At 43.5% G+C, this 19,559-nt stretch carries 9 protein-coding genes and 2 pseudogenes; 5 read left to right on the forward strand and 6 right to left on the reverse strand.

Going from position 1 to position 19,559, the window contains the following annotated elements; all coding sequences use genetic code 11:
- Nucleotides 1-32 precede the first annotated feature (32 nt).
- The 4 genes and pseudogenes from B5D26_RS06760 to B5D26_RS16730 form a co-directional block, all read right to left on the reverse strand.
- A complete protein-coding gene (locus B5D26_RS06760; RefSeq protein WP_078744974.1) occupies nucleotides 33-2,285 on the reverse strand; it encodes an Orn/Lys/Arg family decarboxylase in 2,253 nt (750 codons plus the stop codon).
- A 203-nt stretch (nucleotides 2,286-2,488) separates the two neighbouring features.
- Nucleotides 2,489-2,980: a CZB domain-containing protein gene (locus B5D26_RS16720; protein WP_456152369.1), complete on the reverse strand. Its 492-nt coding sequence runs from the start codon at nucleotides 2,978-2,980 to the stop codon at nucleotides 2,489-2,491.
- 6 nt (nucleotides 2,981-2,986) lie between these two features.
- A pseudogene (locus tag B5D26_RS16725) lies at nucleotides 2,987-4,183 on the reverse strand (methyl-accepting chemotaxis protein); the annotation flags it as partial.
- A gap of 30 nt (nucleotides 4,184-4,213) precedes the next feature.
- Nucleotides 4,214-4,543, reverse strand: a pseudogene (locus B5D26_RS16730) (PAS domain-containing protein); the annotation flags it as partial.
- Between the two features lie 549 nt (nucleotides 4,544-5,092).
- Here B5D26_RS16730 and B5D26_RS06770 point away from each other — a divergent pair.
- Complete coding sequence (locus tag B5D26_RS06770) at nucleotides 5,093-7,153, forward strand: transglycosylase SLT domain-containing protein (RefSeq protein ID WP_159445607.1); 2,061 nt, start codon at nucleotides 5,093-5,095, stop codon at nucleotides 7,151-7,153.
- 149 nt (nucleotides 7,154-7,302) lie between these two features.
- On the forward strand, nucleotides 7,303-7,692 hold the full coding sequence (locus tag B5D26_RS06775; protein ID WP_078744977.1) for a DUF3461 family protein: 390 nt from the start codon (nucleotides 7,303-7,305) through the stop codon (nucleotides 7,690-7,692).
- 100 nt (nucleotides 7,693-7,792) lie between these two features.
- On the opposite strand, the gene B5D26_RS06780 is transcribed toward B5D26_RS06775, so the two are convergent.
- On the reverse strand, nucleotides 7,793-9,622 hold the full coding sequence (locus B5D26_RS06780) for an ABC transporter ATP-binding protein (protein WP_078744978.1): 1,830 nt from the start codon (nucleotides 9,620-9,622) through the stop codon (nucleotides 7,793-7,795).
- A gap of 244 nt (nucleotides 9,623-9,866) precedes the next feature.
- Between B5D26_RS06780 and B5D26_RS06785 the strand changes: the two genes are divergently transcribed.
- The 3 genes from B5D26_RS06785 to B5D26_RS06795 are packed head-to-tail and all read left to right on the forward strand — an operon-like array spanning nucleotide 9,867 to nucleotide 17,561.
- A complete protein-coding gene (locus B5D26_RS06785; RefSeq protein ID WP_139776667.1) occupies nucleotides 9,867-11,714 on the forward strand; it encodes a hypothetical protein in 1,848 nt (615 codons plus the stop codon).
- Entirely contained in the window at nucleotides 11,714-15,124 is a 3,411-nt protein-coding gene (locus tag B5D26_RS06790; protein WP_078744980.1) for a hybrid sensor histidine kinase/response regulator, read from the forward strand. Before B5D26_RS06785 ends, B5D26_RS06790 begins: the two co-directional genes overlap by 1 nt.
- The gene (locus B5D26_RS06795) at nucleotides 15,117-17,561 is read left to right on the forward strand and encodes an EAL domain-containing protein (protein WP_159445608.1); all 2,445 of its coding nucleotides are present in this window, start codon (nucleotides 15,117-15,119) and stop codon (nucleotides 17,559-17,561) included. Before B5D26_RS06790 ends, B5D26_RS06795 begins: the two co-directional genes overlap by 8 nt.
- A 96-nt stretch (nucleotides 17,562-17,657) precedes the next feature.
- Here B5D26_RS06795 and B5D26_RS06800 read toward each other — a convergent pair whose 3' ends face one another.
- Nucleotides 17,658-19,481: a putative bifunctional diguanylate cyclase/phosphodiesterase gene (locus B5D26_RS06800; RefSeq protein ID WP_078744982.1), complete on the reverse strand. Its 1,824-nt coding sequence runs from the start codon at nucleotides 19,479-19,481 to the stop codon at nucleotides 17,658-17,660.
- Nucleotides 19,482-19,559: the final 78 nt, after the last annotated feature.

Below are 19,559 nucleotides of genomic sequence, written 5' to 3' on the forward strand. Positions count from 1 at the left end.
CAACGTGGCTTCTGGTTTTCAATTGCTTGGTATCAGTTGATAACTGCATCAACAAAGTAGTGATCAACCCCATCAATCTTCTCACGTACGAGACCATGTACATCAGTCTCAAAACCTGGGAAGCGGGAGTTAAAGTCACGTACAAACTGCAAATAGCGGACAATCGTTTTGTTAAACAGCTCTCCCGGAATCAGCAATGGAATACCCGGTGGATAAGGCGTCACCAACATTGCGGTGATGCGCCCCTCTAGATCATCAATTGCAACACGCTCAATTTGACGGTGAGCCATTTTCGACCAAGCATCCGCAGGTGTCATCGCAGGTTGAATTTCTGACAGGTACATCTCTGTTGTAATACGCGCCAAATCATACTCTTTATAGACATTATGAATGTCTGTACAAAGATCTCGCAGGCCCGTTTTGCTGTACTTAGGATGACGGGCTGCAAACTCAGGCATTACACGCCAAATCGGTAAGTTCTGATCATAGTCATCTTTAAACTGTTGTAACTCGGTCACCAGTGAGTTCCAGCGGCCTTTGGTAATACCGATGGTAAACATGATAAAGAACGAGTACAGACCTGTTTTCTCGATGATAATCCCATGCTCAGCCAGATATTTGCTGACAATAGACGCTGGAATACCAATTTCATCAAAGTTACCATCAACATCCAAACCAGGGTTGATGATAGTCGCTTTGATTGGATCTAACATATTGAAGCCAGAGTCGATCTGACCAAAGCCATGCCACTTGTCGTTGGTATGAATCACCCAGTCATCGCGCTCACCAATACCTTCATCAACAAGGCTATCTGGCCCCCAGACTTTGAACCACCAATCTTCGCCAAACTCCTCATCCACTTTGCGCATCGCACGGCGGAAATCAATCGCTTCAAGGATAGACTCTTCAACCAATGCAGTACCACCCGGTGGCTCCATCATAGCCGCAGCAACATCGCAGGATGCGATAATGGCGTACTGAGGGCTAGTAGAGGAGTGCATCAAGTAAGATTCATTGAAGCGGTGCGTATCTAATTTACGCGTTTGGCTATCTTGCACCAGAATCTGAGAGGCTTGCGAAAGACCTGCCAACAGTTTATGGGTCGACTGAGTAGCAAACACCAGCGTTTCCTCTGAGCGAGGACGGTCTGCCGCAATCGCATGCATATTGTGATAAAACTCATGGAATGCCGCATGTGGCAGCCAAGCTTCATCAAAGTGCAGTGTATCAATCGTGGAACCCAACATACCTTTAATCTCTTCCACGTTATACAAAACACCATCATAGGTGCTTTGTGTAATGGTCAAGATACGAGGTTTTTTGTTGGCCGCTTTGCTGGCAAAGGGATGCTTCTCAATCTTCTTACGGATCGCCTCAGGGTCAAACTCCTGTTTTGGAATAGGCCCGATAATACCGTAATGGTTGCGCGTAGGAGTCAAGAAGATTGGAATTGCACCCGTCATAATAATCGAATGTAAAATCGACTTATGACAGTTGCGGTCTACCACCACCACATCACCCGGTGCAACAGTTGAGTGCCATACTACTTTGTTAGAGGTTGACGTACCATTGGTGACAAAGAACAAGTGGTCACAACCAAAGATACGGGCTGCATTTTCTTCACTGTCGGACACAGGGCCTGTGTGATCAAGCAGCTGACCTAACTCTTCAACTGCGTTACAAACGTCTGCACGCAGCATGTTTTCACCAAAAAATTGGTGGAACATTTGGCCAACAGGGCTTTTCAGGAACGCAACACCACCTGAGTGACCTGGGCAGTGCCATGAATAAGAACTGTCGCTAGCATAATCCATCAGCGCATTGAAAAATGGAGGCGCTAGAGAATCTAGGTACTTATTGGCTTCACGAATAATATGACGCGCCACAAACTCTGGCGTGTCTTCAAACATATGAATAAAGCCGTGCAGTTCACGCAAAATATCATTAGGGATATGGCGTGATGTGCGGGTTTCACCATACAAAAACACCGGAATATCCCGATTGCGCTTACGCACTTCATTTAAGAAATTACGAACAGCAGTTAAGGCAATATTCGCATCATTCTCGTCATTGGTGTCAAACTCTTCATCATCGATCGACACAATAAAACAGGAAGCACGGCTGGCCTGCTGTGCGAAGGCTGTCAGATCACCATAGCTGGTTAAACCTACAACCTCCATGCCTTCCTTGCTGATAGCCTCAGCAAGGTCCCTGATACCAGATCCTGAAATGTTTTCAGAACGAAAATCTTCATCAATGATGATGACGGGAAAGCGAAATTTCATCTATTTAAATGCCAGTTGTTAGAGGAATGGGTACCGATTGGCGGCGGTTCTGCAAAGGGCCGATATAATTTAAACTCAGTTCACCTTTCAATGCGGATATTAACAGCAACTGAAAAATGCGAAAGAGTTTAAATTTATTTTTTCACTCCGCCTCGAGCTAAAGCATATCTGACGTTGATGAACAGATTATTGCTGCTCTAGTCTTAACTGACGCTGTTTTTAAAAGTGCTATGCTTCTCTTCAACCATCTGATCAAGTAGTGCCATCACTTGATCACTAGCTGATTCAGCGCGCTTAACTGCCGCAACAATTTCAGTGCGTGCTTCAGCATTGTTCAGCCAATCACCTTCAGCCAGCTCCACCGCATAGCGAGCACATTTATGCACTGCCTCATGAGGCACCTGCAATTGCTTAAAGCTTTTCAAGTGCCGGAACTGTTCGTAACCAACACCCTCGTCATACCAACGACCTAAACGACAGTTATGGTGATCTACATTTACGGCTGTCACTTCTTGTTGATGCAGGTTGGTATCCTGTATCCCCAAATAGGTGCGCTGTTTATAAACGATATGGTCAACCTTGGCTAAAATTGTGAAGTTTTTATCACTGGCATGTGCTAATCGTTTATGAGTATCAATAGCTGAGTGGGCCAAACGAGAAAAGGTCTGATGAAAGCCATCGATATCACTATTCAAGGTGGCAGCCTCATGACCTGCTTTTTCAGAGGCAGACTTCATCTGTAAAGAACGCTGTCCAAATGTTTCTATAATACGGCCAATGTTGTCAGCGGCGGTTTTAGAGCGTCCAGCGAGTGTTCTAACCTCATCGGCGACAACAGCAAAACCTCGGCCATGCTCTCCAGCTCTAGCGGCTTCAATGGAAGCATTCAATGCCAACAAGTTGGTTTGTTCTGAAATATCTGAAATAAGCGCCAGTGCCTCTACTACTCGCTTACCATCTAAATCAAGCTGTTCAACTAAGGTTTGCATATTACTGAGCACCAAAGTGATATTGCCAAGCTGTGCCAGCATACTGTCAATCACTCTTTCGCTGGCTTGTACGTCATGACGGTTTTCACTGGCGGTGTTCAGTGCAATTTTAATTTCATCAATAACGCCTGTTAGGTCACTCTGGATAGTCGTTAGATTGGGAACCAAACAACCGACATTAACGCGACTGAGTTGAGACATTAACTCATTCTGTGAAACAGACTTTTGCACCTCTAACATTGCGCTTAACCCCTGATTTAGCTGCTCCAGAGAGCGCTTCGGTAAACCAGAAACGGCTGTGGTTAGGGCGTAACGATGATGCTTTCCTGCTTTTACATCCTGAAAGGCACAATCTGCTTCCAAGTAGAAACTGTGCATTTGGTCTAACAACTCATTCATTTCCCATGCAACCTGTCCAACCTCCCCCAAGCCTGCAACATCATTAACACGGTGGTGCAGCTCGCCCATTTTTGAGCGCTTTACCGTGTGATGGATTCGGTGCAAAACGCTCAGGGCCTTGAAGATAGTGCGACGGATATACAACACCAATAGCAATACCACTACAGGATAAAGCCAAAATAGCAGACTGATGTTGTAAAGATACTGACCTACAGCTGTCATCGAGAATGCAAGTAATATATGCGCCGCTTGAACAAGGTTGATCTGTGAGCCTAGAAATGGCCAAGTAGAACTCTGACTAGAGGTTTGGCGAGCATAAGTTGGCTTATATTGGTGGTCTTTATTGTGTGCTTTTGGCTGATATTGTCGGTGCGCTTCTAGTAAGTATTCGCTGTAACTGCTATGCCCAGCAGCAATCAAGTGTTGATCAAGTAGCGCTAAGCCGGCATCGTAGTCATTTTGCTCAATCTGCTTAACTTTATCGTAAATAGGGGAAACAAGATTCACCATCTCTTGAGTAGCAGGATAGTGTACTGCTGAGTAACCTATTTTTTGGCCAGCAGCATTGAAATTAGGGTAAAGAGCAGAAAACACCCAGTATATTTTACCCGCAGCAGTTTTGTTTTTAACTAGAACAAATGACTCATCATCTTTTAAGAGACGCTTCCAAACCCTGTGCCATACACTACTTGGCATAGACTCATGTTTAACGACACTATGCTGTCCGCCTATTAACTGTTTTTCACTGTAGCCTGATACTTGCATAAAAATGCGATTTACATAGGTAATTTTGCCTTCAAGATCTGTCATCGACACCATGGTCTCCCCCATTGGGGATGTATTAATCAGGTGTGGGTCATTGTCGAACATCAAAAGCTCCTACTAAGCGTATATATTTCTGATGCCAGCAGCCTAACAGTTTGATATTACGGAACATAATATCATCAGCATCTACTAAATAGAGAGATTAATGGTAACGACCTACCTAAAGGTCAACAAGGTGAATAACTGATATTATTGATTTGCGACAAAAAGATACTTTTTTTAGACATGATAATTTGCTCGATTAAGAAAGGGCATCATCGGATGATTGGCGGTTCAAGGGGGCTCTAAAAGCCAGCTTGACCTGCACCCCAGCTACAAAGTACTAATATTAGCGTTTGTAGAAAAACGGCGAATGAATAGCTTTTTAATCGCACTGGGCCTCCAAAAAAACTGTCAAATCAAAAAAATCACTTTAATCAGCATTCTGTCATAGCATAAAGCAACCTTCATAATGCTGTATTTGTTCTCTAGTGTCATTTCTATTACTCTGAGACAGAGTGAACTGTATTAGAAATACATCAAAGGAGCTGTCTGCTCACTTTGGTTGATAATTGAATGATCCATTCGATCACTACAAACCATGGAGTCGGCACTGTGTTAACTTTTTTATGCCAAACCTGTAGCATTGCCCGCTATTTCTTGTCTCTATTTGTACTGCTGACCGCCGTTGTTATAAGTTTGCAGTCATCTTTATTGCAAGCAGGTGTAATCGACTCCAAAAATTTGATTACTCAACGTCAGCTGTATCAGCAGGCACAGCAAGCGGTGCAATCTAATGATAAGGTGCTACTAGAGAGCACATTATCCCAACTTGAAGGCTATCCTCTTAGCGCCTATATAGAAGCACAGCAGTTGAAACTTATGCTGGGTGATGCCGACATCCCGCTTAGTCGTATACAAACCTACCTCCAAAAATATCCTACACTCCCTGCTAGTGAGGCACTACAGCAGAACTATTTAAACACCTTGGCCAACCAAGAAGACTGGGCAACCTTTCAAAAGGCATTTGAGGCTTATCCAGTAAGGGGTAGTCATTACAACTGTTTAATGCTGCACGCTATTTTACAAGAGCATCGCTCTAAGCCATTGCCTGTAGATATTGAGCATCAGGTTATGACTAATACTACTGAAATTTGGCAACAAGGGCAGCCGCAGCCCAAAAGCTGTGATCCAGTGTTTGCTTACTGGCAGAAAAAAGGGGGATTAAGCTCTAAAGTAGCTGAAATTCGCTTTTGGAATGCCATTGAAGCACGTAACTTTGGTTTGGCGCGCTATGCACAAAAAAGTATCACAGATAAATCTGCACTTAGAGATGCCGATCTGTTTTGGTTGGTACGCAAAAACCCTGCTAAAAATTTAACGGCTAAGCTTTTAAATAAAGAAAATCCACATCATGAGCAAATTATTGAATATGCATTGAAGCGCCTAACCTCATCAGATTTACATGCAGCTATAACACGCTGGTTACAACTACGAGAGCAGTTGGATTTAAATCCTGTACAACAAGCCTCTTTGAATCGTTATTTATCTATCAAGCTGGCGACTCGATTTGACCCTCAAGCACTGAGCTTAATTGCAGCGCTAGACCCTGGCTACCAAGACAACGAAGTGACAGAGTGGCGTATTCGTTTGGCATTAAGCGAGTTTAATTGGCAAGAGACCGCTGTTTTTATTAGCAAACTTGAGCCTCATGCTCAAAACAGCAGCCGCTGGCAGTACTGGCTTGCTGTTGCGAATGAACATTTGTTAGGCAAAAGACAGCATCAACATTTCGAAAAAATCGCCCAAGATCGTAGTTATTATGGTTTTTTAGCATCAGAACAGCTTAAGCAATCGTTTAAACTTAACAACGAGCCTTCACAGCTACCAGCTGCACTAAAAGCAGAGCTGCTGAGCCACCCTACGGTACAGCGTATTCAAGAGCTGGTGTTTCACGGTGAGTATTACTATGCTCGCCAAGAGTGGAATGACCTATTTCCAACATTACCAGAAATCAAACAGCATGCTTTGGCACATTTAGCACGCGATTGGAACTGGCACTCTCAGGCCATTATGGCGGCAGCGGCTTTACAAAAGTGGAATGACTTAACTTTACGTTTCCCTGTGCAATATCATCATCTTTATCAACAATTCTCTCATTTAAGTAAAATTCCTTTAACTTGGGCTTTATCAATCACTCGCCAAGAGAGTGCATTTAACCATGAAGCTCGCTCTGGGGTAGGTGCAATGGGGTTAATGCAACTGATGCCGAAAACAGCACGCCAAACAGCTAAAAAGCAGCAGGAGCCTTTAGACTCAGATGACCAGCTATTAGAGCCTGAAACAAATATCGCACTGGGCACAGCTTATTTGGGACAAATGCTAGAACGCTTCAATGGTAGTCGAATATATGCAACTGCGGCTTACAATGCAGGCCCAAGTCGCGTAGATCGTTGGATTAAAGCTCGCGGCCATTTGCCACTGGATATTTGGATTGAGCTAATTCCCTTTAACGAAACCAGACGCTACGTACAACGAGTATTGGAGTATGGCGTGGTTTATGATCTATTGGCAAAAAGGCCTGCAAGACTACTACAAGATAATGAAGTTGACCTACTGACATTGAGTTTGCTCTATGCAGAAAAAACAGGCTCATCCAATAGCCAAGCCTTTTAACCAGGCAATTCAACCGTCTGTCATTATTTTGAAAATATAGGTCGCTTAGAGTGAGAAATTGATGTGGTATTACGCGTATAATCACTCGCAATACAGCATCATCCATGCCCCACTCTTGCTTTAAACCTGCCTAGCTGAGAATAACCTATATGAGTAAAGTACAATTTGAAACCCTCAAAGAGATGGGGATCGAAAATGTCAAAGATATCGAGAAGTACAGCTCTCGTATTGAAGGCGATATTGATATTCTGAAAGTCTATTTCCACCGCCATTCTGGTGAGTGGTTTGCTAAAAGCAAAAAATACAAATTCAAACGCTTCCAGAAAAGTTTAAAGGTTAACGAAGGCACCGTTAAATATCGCACAGTTACCGAGCCTTCAGCTTATTTTCTAAGGGCTGTAGCAGAGCTGGATCAGTTGGTAGCCGTTGAGCGTAAAACAGAAGACAAAAAGGCCTTGTTACTCGAAGAAGTAGAACATCTAGAAAAAGTAATGCAGCGTAAAATTGACGATATTCGCCGTCAGATTGAAGAGTTGTAAACACTTGTTAGAGGCGTTGATTTAAACGCCTCTTTACTATAAAAATCACTAAGAATACTTTAGCTAAGCCTTAAGCCTACAGAAGAGTAGTGTTTATCGCCTAACCCTCTCCCAAAAAACCACCTGTTTGATGCTGCCAAAGCTGGGCATAAATACCGTTTTGCGCTACCAACTCAGCATGAGTACCTTGCTCCACAACTTTCCCTTGGTCTAATACAACCAAACGATCTAAAGCAGCAATAGTAGAAAGCCTGTGGGCTATGGCGATGACCGTTTTACCTGCCATCAATTGATACAGACTGGCTTGAATAGCGGCCTCAACTTCTGAGTCCAGTGCCGAAGTGGCTTCATCTAACACTAAGATAGGCGCGTCTTTCAATAGTACCCGTGCAATGGCGATGCGCTGTCGCTGCCCTCCTGAAAGCTTAACACCACGCTCACCAACATGGGCATCATAGCCTGTACGGCCTTCAGGATCAGTTAGTGAAAGAATAAAATCATGGGCTTCAGCTTTTTTGGCTGCTGCAATCATCTCCTCTTCAGGCGCATTAGGACGACCATACAAGATATTTTCCCGTACTGAGCGATGCAATAAAGAGGTATCTTGGGTTACCATTCCGATATGCGCGCGCAATGAGTCTTGTTGAATCTGTTGGATATTTTGCCCATCCACCTTGATGGTGCCTGACTCAACATCAAAGAAACGCATCAATAAGTTAACCAAGGTTGACTTACCCGCACCAGAGCGTCCAACTAAGCCAATTTTCTCACCTGATTTAATACTCAAACTAAGCTGCTCAATCACGCGCTTATCTTCACCGTAATGAAAGCCCACTTGATCAAACTGAATCTGTCCTGTTGGTACTTGAATCGGTAGTGCTTTAGGCTGATCTTGCACTTGTAGGGGTTGCGATAAGGTATTCATGCCATCAGCCACTGTACCAATGTTTTCAAATAAGGCACTGACCTCCCACATAATCCAATGCGCCATACCGTTCAAGCGCAAAGCCAAAGCTACGGCAATCGCTATTGCACCTACAGAGATGGCTGAATCGAGCCATAGCCAAATAGACAAAGCCGCAACCGAAAAAGACAGAATATGATTAATACTCTGTACACAAAAGTTCAGCTGAGTCACCAAGCGCATCTGTTTATATACGGTTTGCATAAAGCCATCCATGCTTTCACGGGCATAGTCTGACTCACGCTCGGTATGAGAAAACAGTTTGATTGTATTGATATTGCTATAGGCATCAACAATACGCCCACCCATTAGTGAACGGGCATCGGCTTGCTCTGTTGCTATCGCTTTGAGCTTAGGCACAAAATAGATCTGGATACTGACATAAAGTGCCAACCAAACTAGCATAGGCAAGGCCAAGCGCCAGTCAGATTGCATCACCAGAACCAGCATTGCTGTGAAATAAACAAGGATATAAACCAAGACATCCAGCAGCTTCATCACCGTTTCCCGTACAGAAAGCGCTGTCTGCATCACCTTCGTCGAAATTCGACCTGCAAAATCATTGGCATAAAAGGACACGCTCTGTTTTAACAAGTAACGATGTGCTAACCAACGAATTGACATTGGGTAGTTACCCAATAGAGTCTGATGGGTAATCAGTGAGTGCAAGAGACCCACAATGGGCAATGCAACTAAGGGCACAAGACTCATCAATATTAAAGTACCAGACTCTTCAGCCCAAAAAGTCGCCGGGTCTTTGGCGGAGAGCCAATCCACCAGCTGTCCCATAAATTTAAATAACGTAACTTCTAATACTGCCACTGTTGCCGTGAGCAGAGACATCAAGATGAGAGGGACTTCAACGCCTTTAGAGTAGTGTCGACAGAACTGAAACACACCCTTAGGAGGTTGTGTAGGCTCTGCATCAGGAAATGCGGGGATCAATCGCTCAAAAAAGCTAAACATGAACTTATCCTATTGTGTAACTGAGCTGTAGTGTCAGCCATATAACGCCCAGCCTGAGTCAGTAGGCCTAGAGCATCAACTCTGTTTAGAACATCCTTACATATTGATTTTTATCAAGAAACCAACATAATAGTGCGCTAATTTTACAGATATAGGCATACAGAAGTCGCTGAAAGAGTGAATATTATCGTAACACTTTGTCCGTAAAGGGATTTATTTTTACATTTTCTAAAAGGATAGTTTTATGCTCCCCCACAGCATAATGATCTTTTATACAAAACTATTGAAGCTGCTGCTCACACTGGTACTGACTTGCCTCGGTTATTTTCTAATCGCCAATCATGCCAGTGCCTATATCGTGGTACCTGCAAAAACAGCACAAGACAACTACACTCTTGTATTACAAATACAACAAGATGTATTGCTTTTACAGCAGTTTGCTAATCGCAGTGTCAAGCTACCAGACGTCGACGTTATTGCCCCCAAAGAACCTCGTCACGTCTATCAAAAAGCATTGGAAGTACTTGCTAAGGTCAATCGCTACCGGGAAATTAAGCAGTTAGGGGCTATTACGACTCCTCTATACCCTACCCGAGAGATTACCCCAGATGAGGTGCATACTCTCATTCAACACTTACAAGGTGAGGTCAGACTGTTATTACCAACACACTTGCAAGCCAATAAGCCGATTGAAAAATTACAGTTATCAGTTAGCCCTACCAATGTCTACCAGCAGCTCTGGCGCATCTCTTTAGCGTTTGACCCTTTACTAGGAGTACGCGGCTTCACACCCTCAGATGTTTATCAGCAGGCTGAGTACTTAGTTGATCTGATTAAGTTTTTACGTCTAAGTCAGAATTTACCTAATGATGTAGCACCACCCAAATTAGGCAAGGGCAAACACCCTAACCATGCTTTAAAATCAGCCTATCAACTGCAAGGCCAAATTTACCAAGTACAGAAAAATTTATGGATGAAAGCACCAGAGTTGGCGCCAACAGTACCTAAGCGTGTGATTACACCAACCGATGTTTATGACGCCCTGCAAGTAAATATTGCCGAATTACAGCGAGTAAAGTATCGGTTAGGCATAGAATTTGAGCAACGGATGCCAGAATTAAAACGAAACAAAACCCCAGACGATGTAATACAAATGCTCTCTTGGGCAGAAAAAATGCTACCAACCTTTCAGGTTGATGGCCCTATATTTCAATATCGCCGCGACACGTTACAAAAGAACCTTTCTGATATATATCAAGTGGTAAATCGACTACGCAACCAGCTCAGTGCTTTACAAAAGGCTCGAGGGGTAAGGCTAAAGCTCTCTTTAGTGCTACCCACAACTGAGGTTAACCTGCGCCACGTACTGCAGCTGAACTTGCAGAGCTTACGGCGAATGAATTTATTGCGTAAAAGCATTAAACAGCTACCTACTAATGTGCCGCACCCACCATTGCATAAGGTGACACCTACAGAGCTTTATGAGATGGCATTACGTTTAGAAAGTGAGCTTGCAAATTATTTTGATCATATTGGTTTCACGCCGGTCACCAATACTCAACTATCAACAGTAACAGAGCCGAGCGAAAAACAGCTCTATGCTGAGCTACACCAAGTGTCTCAATATCTTGATGCTCTTATCAGTAAAAAAGACTTTAGTCTTCATATGCTCTACCAAGAAGCCCATGATATACGTACAGAGTTGCATGCGATTTATCAACAGATAGGTCGTAATCCTACAGCATTTGTGGCAGATGATTACGTAATTAATAATGGGCAAGATAATAGTACCTTACTATCAAAGTCTCTGGATCTGTTACAGGCCGTGCAAAAAATACATTCAAGAGCGGGCGCTTTTCTACTGCCCCCGCCTAACAAACAAAATATCAGCACGGCAGCCTTATCGGATATTGAGACCAATCTCAGCTTAATCCATGACGAGCTTATCGCGGTAAAGCCATTTTTTGGTTTGTTCTCTATGAGTTCATTCACCGCTGTCAGCCAAAAAGGTGTGTCACGAGAAAAACTAGCACAAGAGTTGGCTTATATAGAGCGTTTGATCAATGACCTGCTAAAGCCTGAGGCTGAATAATGACAAAGAAACTCACATGGTCAGTTCCAGTTAAGTTTGGCTTACTCTCATTAGGTATCAGTTTGATAGGGATGCTGGGCATTTCAAGCTTGATCTATAGCAATTCATCTGAGTTACTAGAACAACAAGCACTGAATCGCTTACACGATGACTTACAACGTGAAGAGTCTATGTTACTTAACAACGTTAAGACTCTGCATGAAGATTTAGGGCTTTTATCCCGCGACTCGGCTATACACGGCATCATTCGTGCTCAAAAAAGTGAAGGGTATGATGAGCGTGAAAATATGACCTTTGCCATGTGGCAAGAGCGATTAACCACACTTACGGGCACAATGTTAAAGCAGCGCCCTTCTTATTTAGCCATTCAACTGCAACCTATTGCCACAGAGCAGGCCACACTACTAGACATAGAGCGACAAGGTGGCATTGTCCTAAGCCGTCAAAATGAGACCCGTCAGTTGAATCGTTTTGATACACGCTATCCTGATGACTTAAGCACGGTTGTATCTGATCGCATTCGATTCACAACACCTCGACTGTTAAAACAAAATGGTCGCATTATTTTTCCGCCTCAATCCGTTGTTTATGCCTCACAAGCTATTCGAGACCAGCGGGGTGCTATTTATGCGGTATTAACAGTACAAATTGATTTTGACCAGATGTTCAGCGCCCGTGATCACTCAAATAGCAATATTAATTATTTTGCAACAGACTTAGAAGGACATTACTTCACCCATCCCAATATTGAGAAAAACTGGGCTTATGAATTATACCCTGATCAGCACTTATCCAATGATATTCCAGAGCTGGTCGATGCAGGGCTTTTTAGGTTAAGCCAGAACGAACCTGAGCTTTCAATTCGCTCAGGTGATGAAGGCGTTGTGTTACGCTACGTACAACTTACCGATTTTGGTTTCAAGGATAATATATTACTAGGTGCAGAGACTGACCTTGATTACCTGCACCAAGAGTCTGCTGGGCTATTAAAAACGATCAGTATTTTGATGCTGTTCGGAGGGTTCCTACTCGCGATTGCAACTACTATTATTGCTTATGGCCTCACACGTCCATTACAGCGCTTGAAATTAGCAGCTGACGAGGTAAGCGCTGGCAATATCAATGCCGACATACCGATCACAGGTGATGATGAAGTCGCCTCTCTAGGGCGCTCCATGCAGGCAATGCTGGAACACTTGAAGCGCTCTCATCAGGATCTAGAGGAAGTTAATGACTCTCTGGAGATGAAGGTTGAGCAACGTACCTCTGAATTAGAACTTGCACTTAAGCAGGCAAAGGCAGCAGCGATTGCAAAAGCCCAGTTTTTAGCCACCATGAGTCATGAAATTCGTACACCATTAAATGGCGTACTAGGCATGACAGAGCTATTGCTGAGTACTCCGCTGAACATGCTACAACGCAACCATCTAGAGACTGTTAAGCGGTCTGGGGAGACACTGCTTAATCTGCTGAATGATATTTTGGATCTGTCTAAAATTGAAGCCGGAAAGCTCAGTATTAATATCACCGACTTTAACCCGAATGAACTTCTTGAAAACTGTGTAATGTTATTTGCGGACACAGCTAATCAAAAAGGCTTAGATGTTATTCCCGTCACACTGCCTAAATTGCCACAAATGCTAAAAGGCGACCCAGATAGAATAAGCCAAGTACTGATGAACCTCGTCAATAATGCCATTAAGTTTACCGATAAAGGAGAGGTTGTCGTTAAGCTAGATACGTTATTAGAAGACCATCAAAAAATCGTACTTCGCTTTAGCGTAGCTGATACAGGCATTGGTATATCCAACGAAGCTCAAGCTCGCCTATTTCAAAAATTTGTACAGCTTGATAGTACCTCTACCCGAAAATATGGGGGCACAGGCCTAGGGCTAGCCATTTCACGTCAGCTCGTCGAGCTGATGGGTGGTGAAATCAAATTAAACAGCATTGAAGGGGCTGGTACTAAAATTTGGTTTGATCTGACTTTCGAAAAGGGCAAAAAAGCCCTTGATCTAACGGCTGAGTATCGAGAGCTGTTACAGCAAACATCAACTCTGATTGTTGACGACAACAGCACTAACCGCGAACTGTTGCAGCATATTGTCGTCTCTTGGGGTATGAGCAGTGGCTCTGAGGCTTCAGCTGAAGATGCATTGGTACGGCTATTGCGCCGCGCCCAAGAGGGCAACCCCTATCAGTTAGTGCTGTTGGATCAAATGATGCCTGACATTGATGGTTTAGGCCTAGCCAAAATGATTCAGCAACAGCCTACCTTAGCAGGGCTGAAGTTAATCATGCTCAGTTCAATGGATCTACCAGACCAGAATGAGCTAAATGCGCTTAATATACACACTTATTTGCGCAAGCCCTTCAGACAGTCTGAGCTTTATAACGCCATCATTCATACTATGAATGATGAGTGTTTGGACTCTGTCAGTACACCATCTAGCCATAATCCCATAGATGTTAACGATGCATTAGCTGCGCGTATAGGTGCCAAGATTTTGCTAGCTGAAGATACCCCTGTAAATCAACAGGTTACTCTAGGTATGCTGAAACAGTTAGGGTTCAGTGCAACCCTTGCAGAGGATGGCGCTCAGGCTTTTGCCGAATACCAAAAAGAGCTGTACGATCTTGTTCTGATGGATATTCAAATGCCTATCATGGATGGCTATGAGGCAACCTCTAGTATCAGAGCATTAGAAATGAAGCTTGGCCGACATACACCTATTGTTGCCTTAACAGCACATGCGATGAATGGTGACCGAGAGCTTTGCCTTGAAAAAGGTATGGATGACCATTTAGCAAAACCTCTGGCCAAACAAGCGCTAATTGAGGCTTTAATCCGCTGGCTACCCGTACATCAAGGTGTTTCTTCTATCGAAACGGCTGATAAACAGCCCGCTCCTGTAGAGTATTTGGCACCTGCAACATCTCAAGCTCAAGAGAAGGTTGAAGTTAACAGCGAGGCTAAAGTTGAGGTTGAAGCTGTAGTTAATAATGCTGAAGCATCGGCTCTTGCAACGTCAGAGCCAAGAAGTGAGGCCAACCATGAGGCCTACAACATAAAAGTGCTTAGACAGCTTTATAATGATCTTGGTCACATGAGCCTAAAGCCTTTACTCACAACTTTTGACTCCAGTTTGCCTGAATTATTTCAGCAACTTGAAAGTAGTATTGCTAACCAACAATCTGACCAAGTGAAAAAGACCTCTCATCGTATTAAAGGCAGCGCAAGAAGCCTAGGGGCAATTACATTAGGACAACAGGCAGAACAGATGGAGCACTGTGCATTGGACAATGATTATCAAGGCATGGCACTTAAATTAGTTGAAATTAGACAGAGTATAGATGCTCTTCATCAAGCACTGTCTAGTCCAGAGATTACGGAGTTGTGCCATGAATAAGCTATCAATCAATACTGAATATAAGAAAATATTATTAGTAGATGACGATCCGGTCTTCTTGATGATGTTGGCACAGTTCCTCAATGGTCATCACTACGAAACGGCCAATGCCAGTTGTGGGATAGAGGCACTACGCCTATTCCAAGAGTTTAAACCGGATGCAGTGTTATTAGATGGTGATTTACCTGATCTATCAGGCATTGATGTCTGCCAGATGCTGAAAAAGCTCGCCAACGGCGATACTACGCCTGTCATCATGGTCACAGCCATGAATGAAGAGCAATTTGTGGATGATGCGTTTCAGGCTGGTGCCAGCGACTATATCACCAAACCAATTCACTGGGCGGTGTTAAAGAACCGTCTCAGCTATCTTTTACAAGTTAAAGAAGCCACTACCGCTTTGCAGTTTAGTGAAGCGCGTAAAAGCGCTATTCTAAACGCTACCGCAGACGCTGTTATTACAGTGACGGAACAGGGCGACATTATAGACCTAAACCCTGCTGCACAGCAGATCTTCTGTTTAGATGAAGCAAGCCCACATATGCATATTAGCGGTTTAATTCCCTCTGTTATGACTATGATTCAGAATTATAAAAGTGAGTCTGGCATCACAGAACTTAAAGCAATTCGCTATAATGCAGAACACCCACAAGGTGAGCGCTTCACAACAGAGCTATCTTGCAGCCAGATTTGGCAACATAAGACTCCACTTTATACGCTTACAATTAGAGATATTAGCACCCGCGAGGCTCACGAAGAGGCCATGCGCCTTGCCAGTTCGGTTTTTAATAACACTTCTGAAGCGATCATTATTACCGACCATGAAAATCGCATTCATTCGGTTAATCCTGCTTTTAGCAAAATTACAGGCTATAGCGAGGCTGAAGCTATAGGGCACTCCCCTGCATTACTATCATCAGGGCGTCATGGCGATGATTTTTATGAACAGATGTGGCAAACCCTAAAGACAGAAGGGTCTTGGCAAGGCGAGATTTGGAACCGTAGAAAAAGCGGCGAACTATATCCTGAATGGTTGTCAATTAACACGGTACGCAATACAGAAACCCACGAAGCAGTGCGCTACATCGGTTTATTTAGCGACATTACCCAGCGTAAAAAATATGAAGAAGATATTTGGTATCAAGCCCACTACGATGCCTTAACCGATCTACCAAATCGTTTGTTATTTTCAGCTAAACTACAAGAAGCAATTGCCAAGCAGAAACAAGAAGCCTTGCCTTTTGCTCTACTATTCATTGATCTTGACCGTTTCAAAGAGGTAAATGACAGCCTTGGCCACTCTTTTGGTGATTTACTGCTATTAGAAGCTGCTCAGCGCTTACAACAAGTGTTTGGCCGTAATAATGTAGTCGCACGTTTGGGGGGTGACGAGTTTACCGCAATTCTGTCAGGGCTTCATACCGTTGGAGAAATTGAGTCTTACGCAGAAAAAGCGACCAGAGAACTGAGAAAACCCTTCATATTGAATGGTGAGGAGCTGAATTTTATCAGTGGTAGCATTGGCATTACACTTTGCCCTAACGATGCCAAGGATATGGAGACTCTTCTCAAGCATGCTGATATGGCAATGTACCGAGCCAAGGAAGCAGGCCGCAATACCTATCGTTTTTATACCGATGAGATGAACCAACATGCCATGCACAGAATTCGTCTTGAGGAGGAGTTACGTCATGCTATCAAAGAACAACAGTTCCAATTACATTACCAACCTAAATTAGATCTAATAACACAGCAAATTGTATGTGTTGAGGCATTAATTCGCTGGCAACATCCTGAAAAGGGAATGGTCTCACCGATGGACTTTATTCCCTTGGCAGAAGAGACTGGGCTGATCAATGAAATTGGCTTTATTGTTTTAGAGCTAGCCTGCCAGCAATTACAAACATGGCGCGCCAACGACTTCTCTATAAAACAGATTGCAGTGAATGTTTCCAGCGTTCAATTTGAAGAGCCTGAAGCCTTTTTTGCGCGCTTTAATCAAATACTGGCTGAGCATCAGCTCAGTAAAAATGACATAAAAATAGAGATTACAGAAAACCTGCTGATGAAACAGAATGAACAAGTTATCAATCAGCTCAACCAACACCGTGATCATGGACTAAGCGTCGCGATTGATGATTTTGGTACAGGTTATTCATCTCTAAGCTATCTGCAAGTATTCCCGCTGGATGAGCTGAAAATAGATCAATCTTTCATTCGCCATTTAGACGATGCCCCACGCAATAAAACGCTAGTTCAAGCCATTATCGCCATGGGTCATGCGTTAAATATGAAAGTAATTGCAGAGGGCGTAGAAAACCAGTCTCAAATGGATTTCTTGCTAGCTAATGGTTGCGATGTGGCTCAAGGTTATTTGCTGAGTCGTCCAGCGTCTGCATCAGAACTGGAGGTTTGGCTGAAAAAACATACTACATAATCGGAGTTATCGGTACATCGTGTGTTTATAAGGGATAATATAAGGCGCTTTCACTTAGTATGACAGCGCAAGCACAGAGTTATACTCAGATTATGTTCAACCGTATTTAAGCAGCTGATCAAAAGGCATCGGGCGGGCAATATGAAAGCCTTGTCCGATATGGCAACCTGCTTTGCTCAAAAGATTCATCTGTTCTTCGGTTTCAATACCTTCTGCGACCACTTTTAGCTTTAGACCAACCCCTAGACCAATAACAGCATTTACAATGCTCTTACTGCTTTCATCATTATCATCTAAGTCTGCAATAAAACTTTGATCTATTTTTAGGGTGTTCACAGGGAATTGTCTTAAGTAGGCCAGTGAAGAATAGCCCGTACCAAAGTCATCAATTGCTAACTGCACCCCAAGTTGACGTAGGTTTGCCATTGCTTGACGAGCCTCATCAACCTTATCCATCAACATACTTTCAGTGATTTCAAACTCAATTAAAGCAGGGTTAATATCACTACTACGAATAAAGTGGGCGATAGTGCTAATCAGTGCAGGATTACGGAATTGCCGCACAGATAAGTTAATGGCAATTTGCATTGGCTTTTGGCGCTGGGCATTGATTTTTAGAGTATCCTCAATTGCTTGTTGGATAATCCATTGACCAATAGGGTTGATCAAGCCTGTGTCTTCTGCAACAGAGATAAACTCAGCAGGTGAAATCATTGAACCATCGTTTTGAGGCCAGCGTAACAAAGCCTCCATGCCCACTAGTTCTTTGGTTTTTAGATCAAGTTTGGGTTGGTAGTAAAGCTCAAACTCTTGCTTTTCAACAGCACGATGCAAGCGCGCCTCTAAGCGCACCCTATGCGCGCTACTAATATTAAGGTCTTCAGCAAAAAAGCGATAGCCGCCTTTACCTTCTATTTTGACAAGATCCAAGGCAGTTTCTGAACACTGCAACAAAGCATCTTCATTTTTAGCATTATCAGGGTAAATGGCTATACCAAGACTGGCAGACAAGTAGATGTCTTCACCACAGACTTCAAATGGCTCTATAAATGCACTCAATAAGCGACGTGCAACAACGGCGGCATCTTCTGGCGCTCTCAACTCACTCAGAATAAAACTGAAGTCATCACCACCAATACGAGAAACAAGGTCTGAGTCACGCTCTGTACGTTGCTCTTGGCGTGCCAATAAATCTGTACCCCGTACACGGTGGCGTAAACGTTCTGCAACTTGTACTAGAAGCTGATCGCCTGCCGCAAAACCAAAGGCATCATTGATAATCTTAAAGCGATCTAAGTTCATCAATAGTAAGCCCGTGCGCGAATTATGGCGATTGGATATGAGAAACTCATGGCCTAGACGGTTACGAAATAAGATGCGGTTGGGCAGATTGGTTAAGGGATCGTAATGAGTTAAGCGCTCTAGCTCTTCTTCCGTACGCTTTTGCTCGGACAGATCACTAGAAATGGAGAAGTAGTGAGTTGTAATACCTTGCTCATTTTTTATGGCTTCAATGGCAAGATGTTTCATAAAGTAGCTGCTGTCTGGGCGTTTATCCCAGATCTCACCTTCCCAGTAGCCTGAGTCCAACAGGTGCAACCATAAGTTACGATAGAACTCTTTTTTATGACGACCTGATTGATTAATCTTGGGTGTTTTGCCTTTAACATCTGCAAAGCTTAAGCCTGTAAGCCTAGTATAAGCTTCATTGATATAGAGTATCTGCTGATCCGCATCGGTGATCATCACCGAAAAGTGTGCTTTGTTAACGACATGGCTAATCAGATCTAAGCGCTCTGCTGTTTCTTGGTGACGCAATGTTTCTTGCTGTAGCCGCGCTCTAACTTCAGCCAGCACTGACTGTAGATTATGATTTTCACAATTTGAAGGGCATACGGCCTGTGCGTAATCCGAGTCCATTCCATATATTCCTATTGACTTAGGGTTTATCACTCAGCTCTATTCGCGACAAGTGGCTAGAGCTGAGTATTATATACA

It is taken from the genome of Oceanospirillum multiglobuliferum (assembly GCF_900167095.1).
GTDB lineage: Bacteria > Pseudomonadota > Gammaproteobacteria > Pseudomonadales > Halomonadaceae > Oceanospirillum > Oceanospirillum multiglobuliferum.

What these genes read in the sequence shown, in the direction of transcription:
- B5D26_RS06760 (WP_078744974.1), bottom strand. Translation starts at nt 2,285, where the DNA reads ATGAAATTTCGCTTTCCCGTCATCATCATTGATGAAGATTTTCGTTCT.
- B5D26_RS06775 (WP_078744977.1), top strand. Translation starts at nt 7,303, where the DNA reads ATGAGTAAAGTACAATTTGAAACCCTCAAAGAGATGGGGATCGAAAAT.
- B5D26_RS06780 (WP_078744978.1), bottom strand. Translation starts at nt 9,622, where the DNA reads ATGTTTAGCTTTTTTGAGCGATTGATCCCCGCATTTCCTGATGCAGAG.
- B5D26_RS06785 (WP_139776667.1), top strand. Translation starts at nt 9,867, where the DNA reads ATGCTCCCCCACAGCATAATGATCTTTTATACAAAACTATTGAAGCTG.
- B5D26_RS06790 (WP_078744980.1), top strand. Translation starts at nt 11,714, where the DNA reads ATGACAAAGAAACTCACATGGTCAGTTCCAGTTAAGTTTGGCTTACTC.
- B5D26_RS06795 (WP_159445608.1), top strand. Translation starts at nt 15,117, where the DNA reads ATGAATAAGCTATCAATCAATACTGAATATAAGAAAATATTATTAGTA.
- B5D26_RS06800 (WP_078744982.1), bottom strand. Translation starts at nt 19,481, where the DNA reads ATGGACTCGGATTACGCACAGGCCGTATGCCCTTCAAATTGTGAAAAT.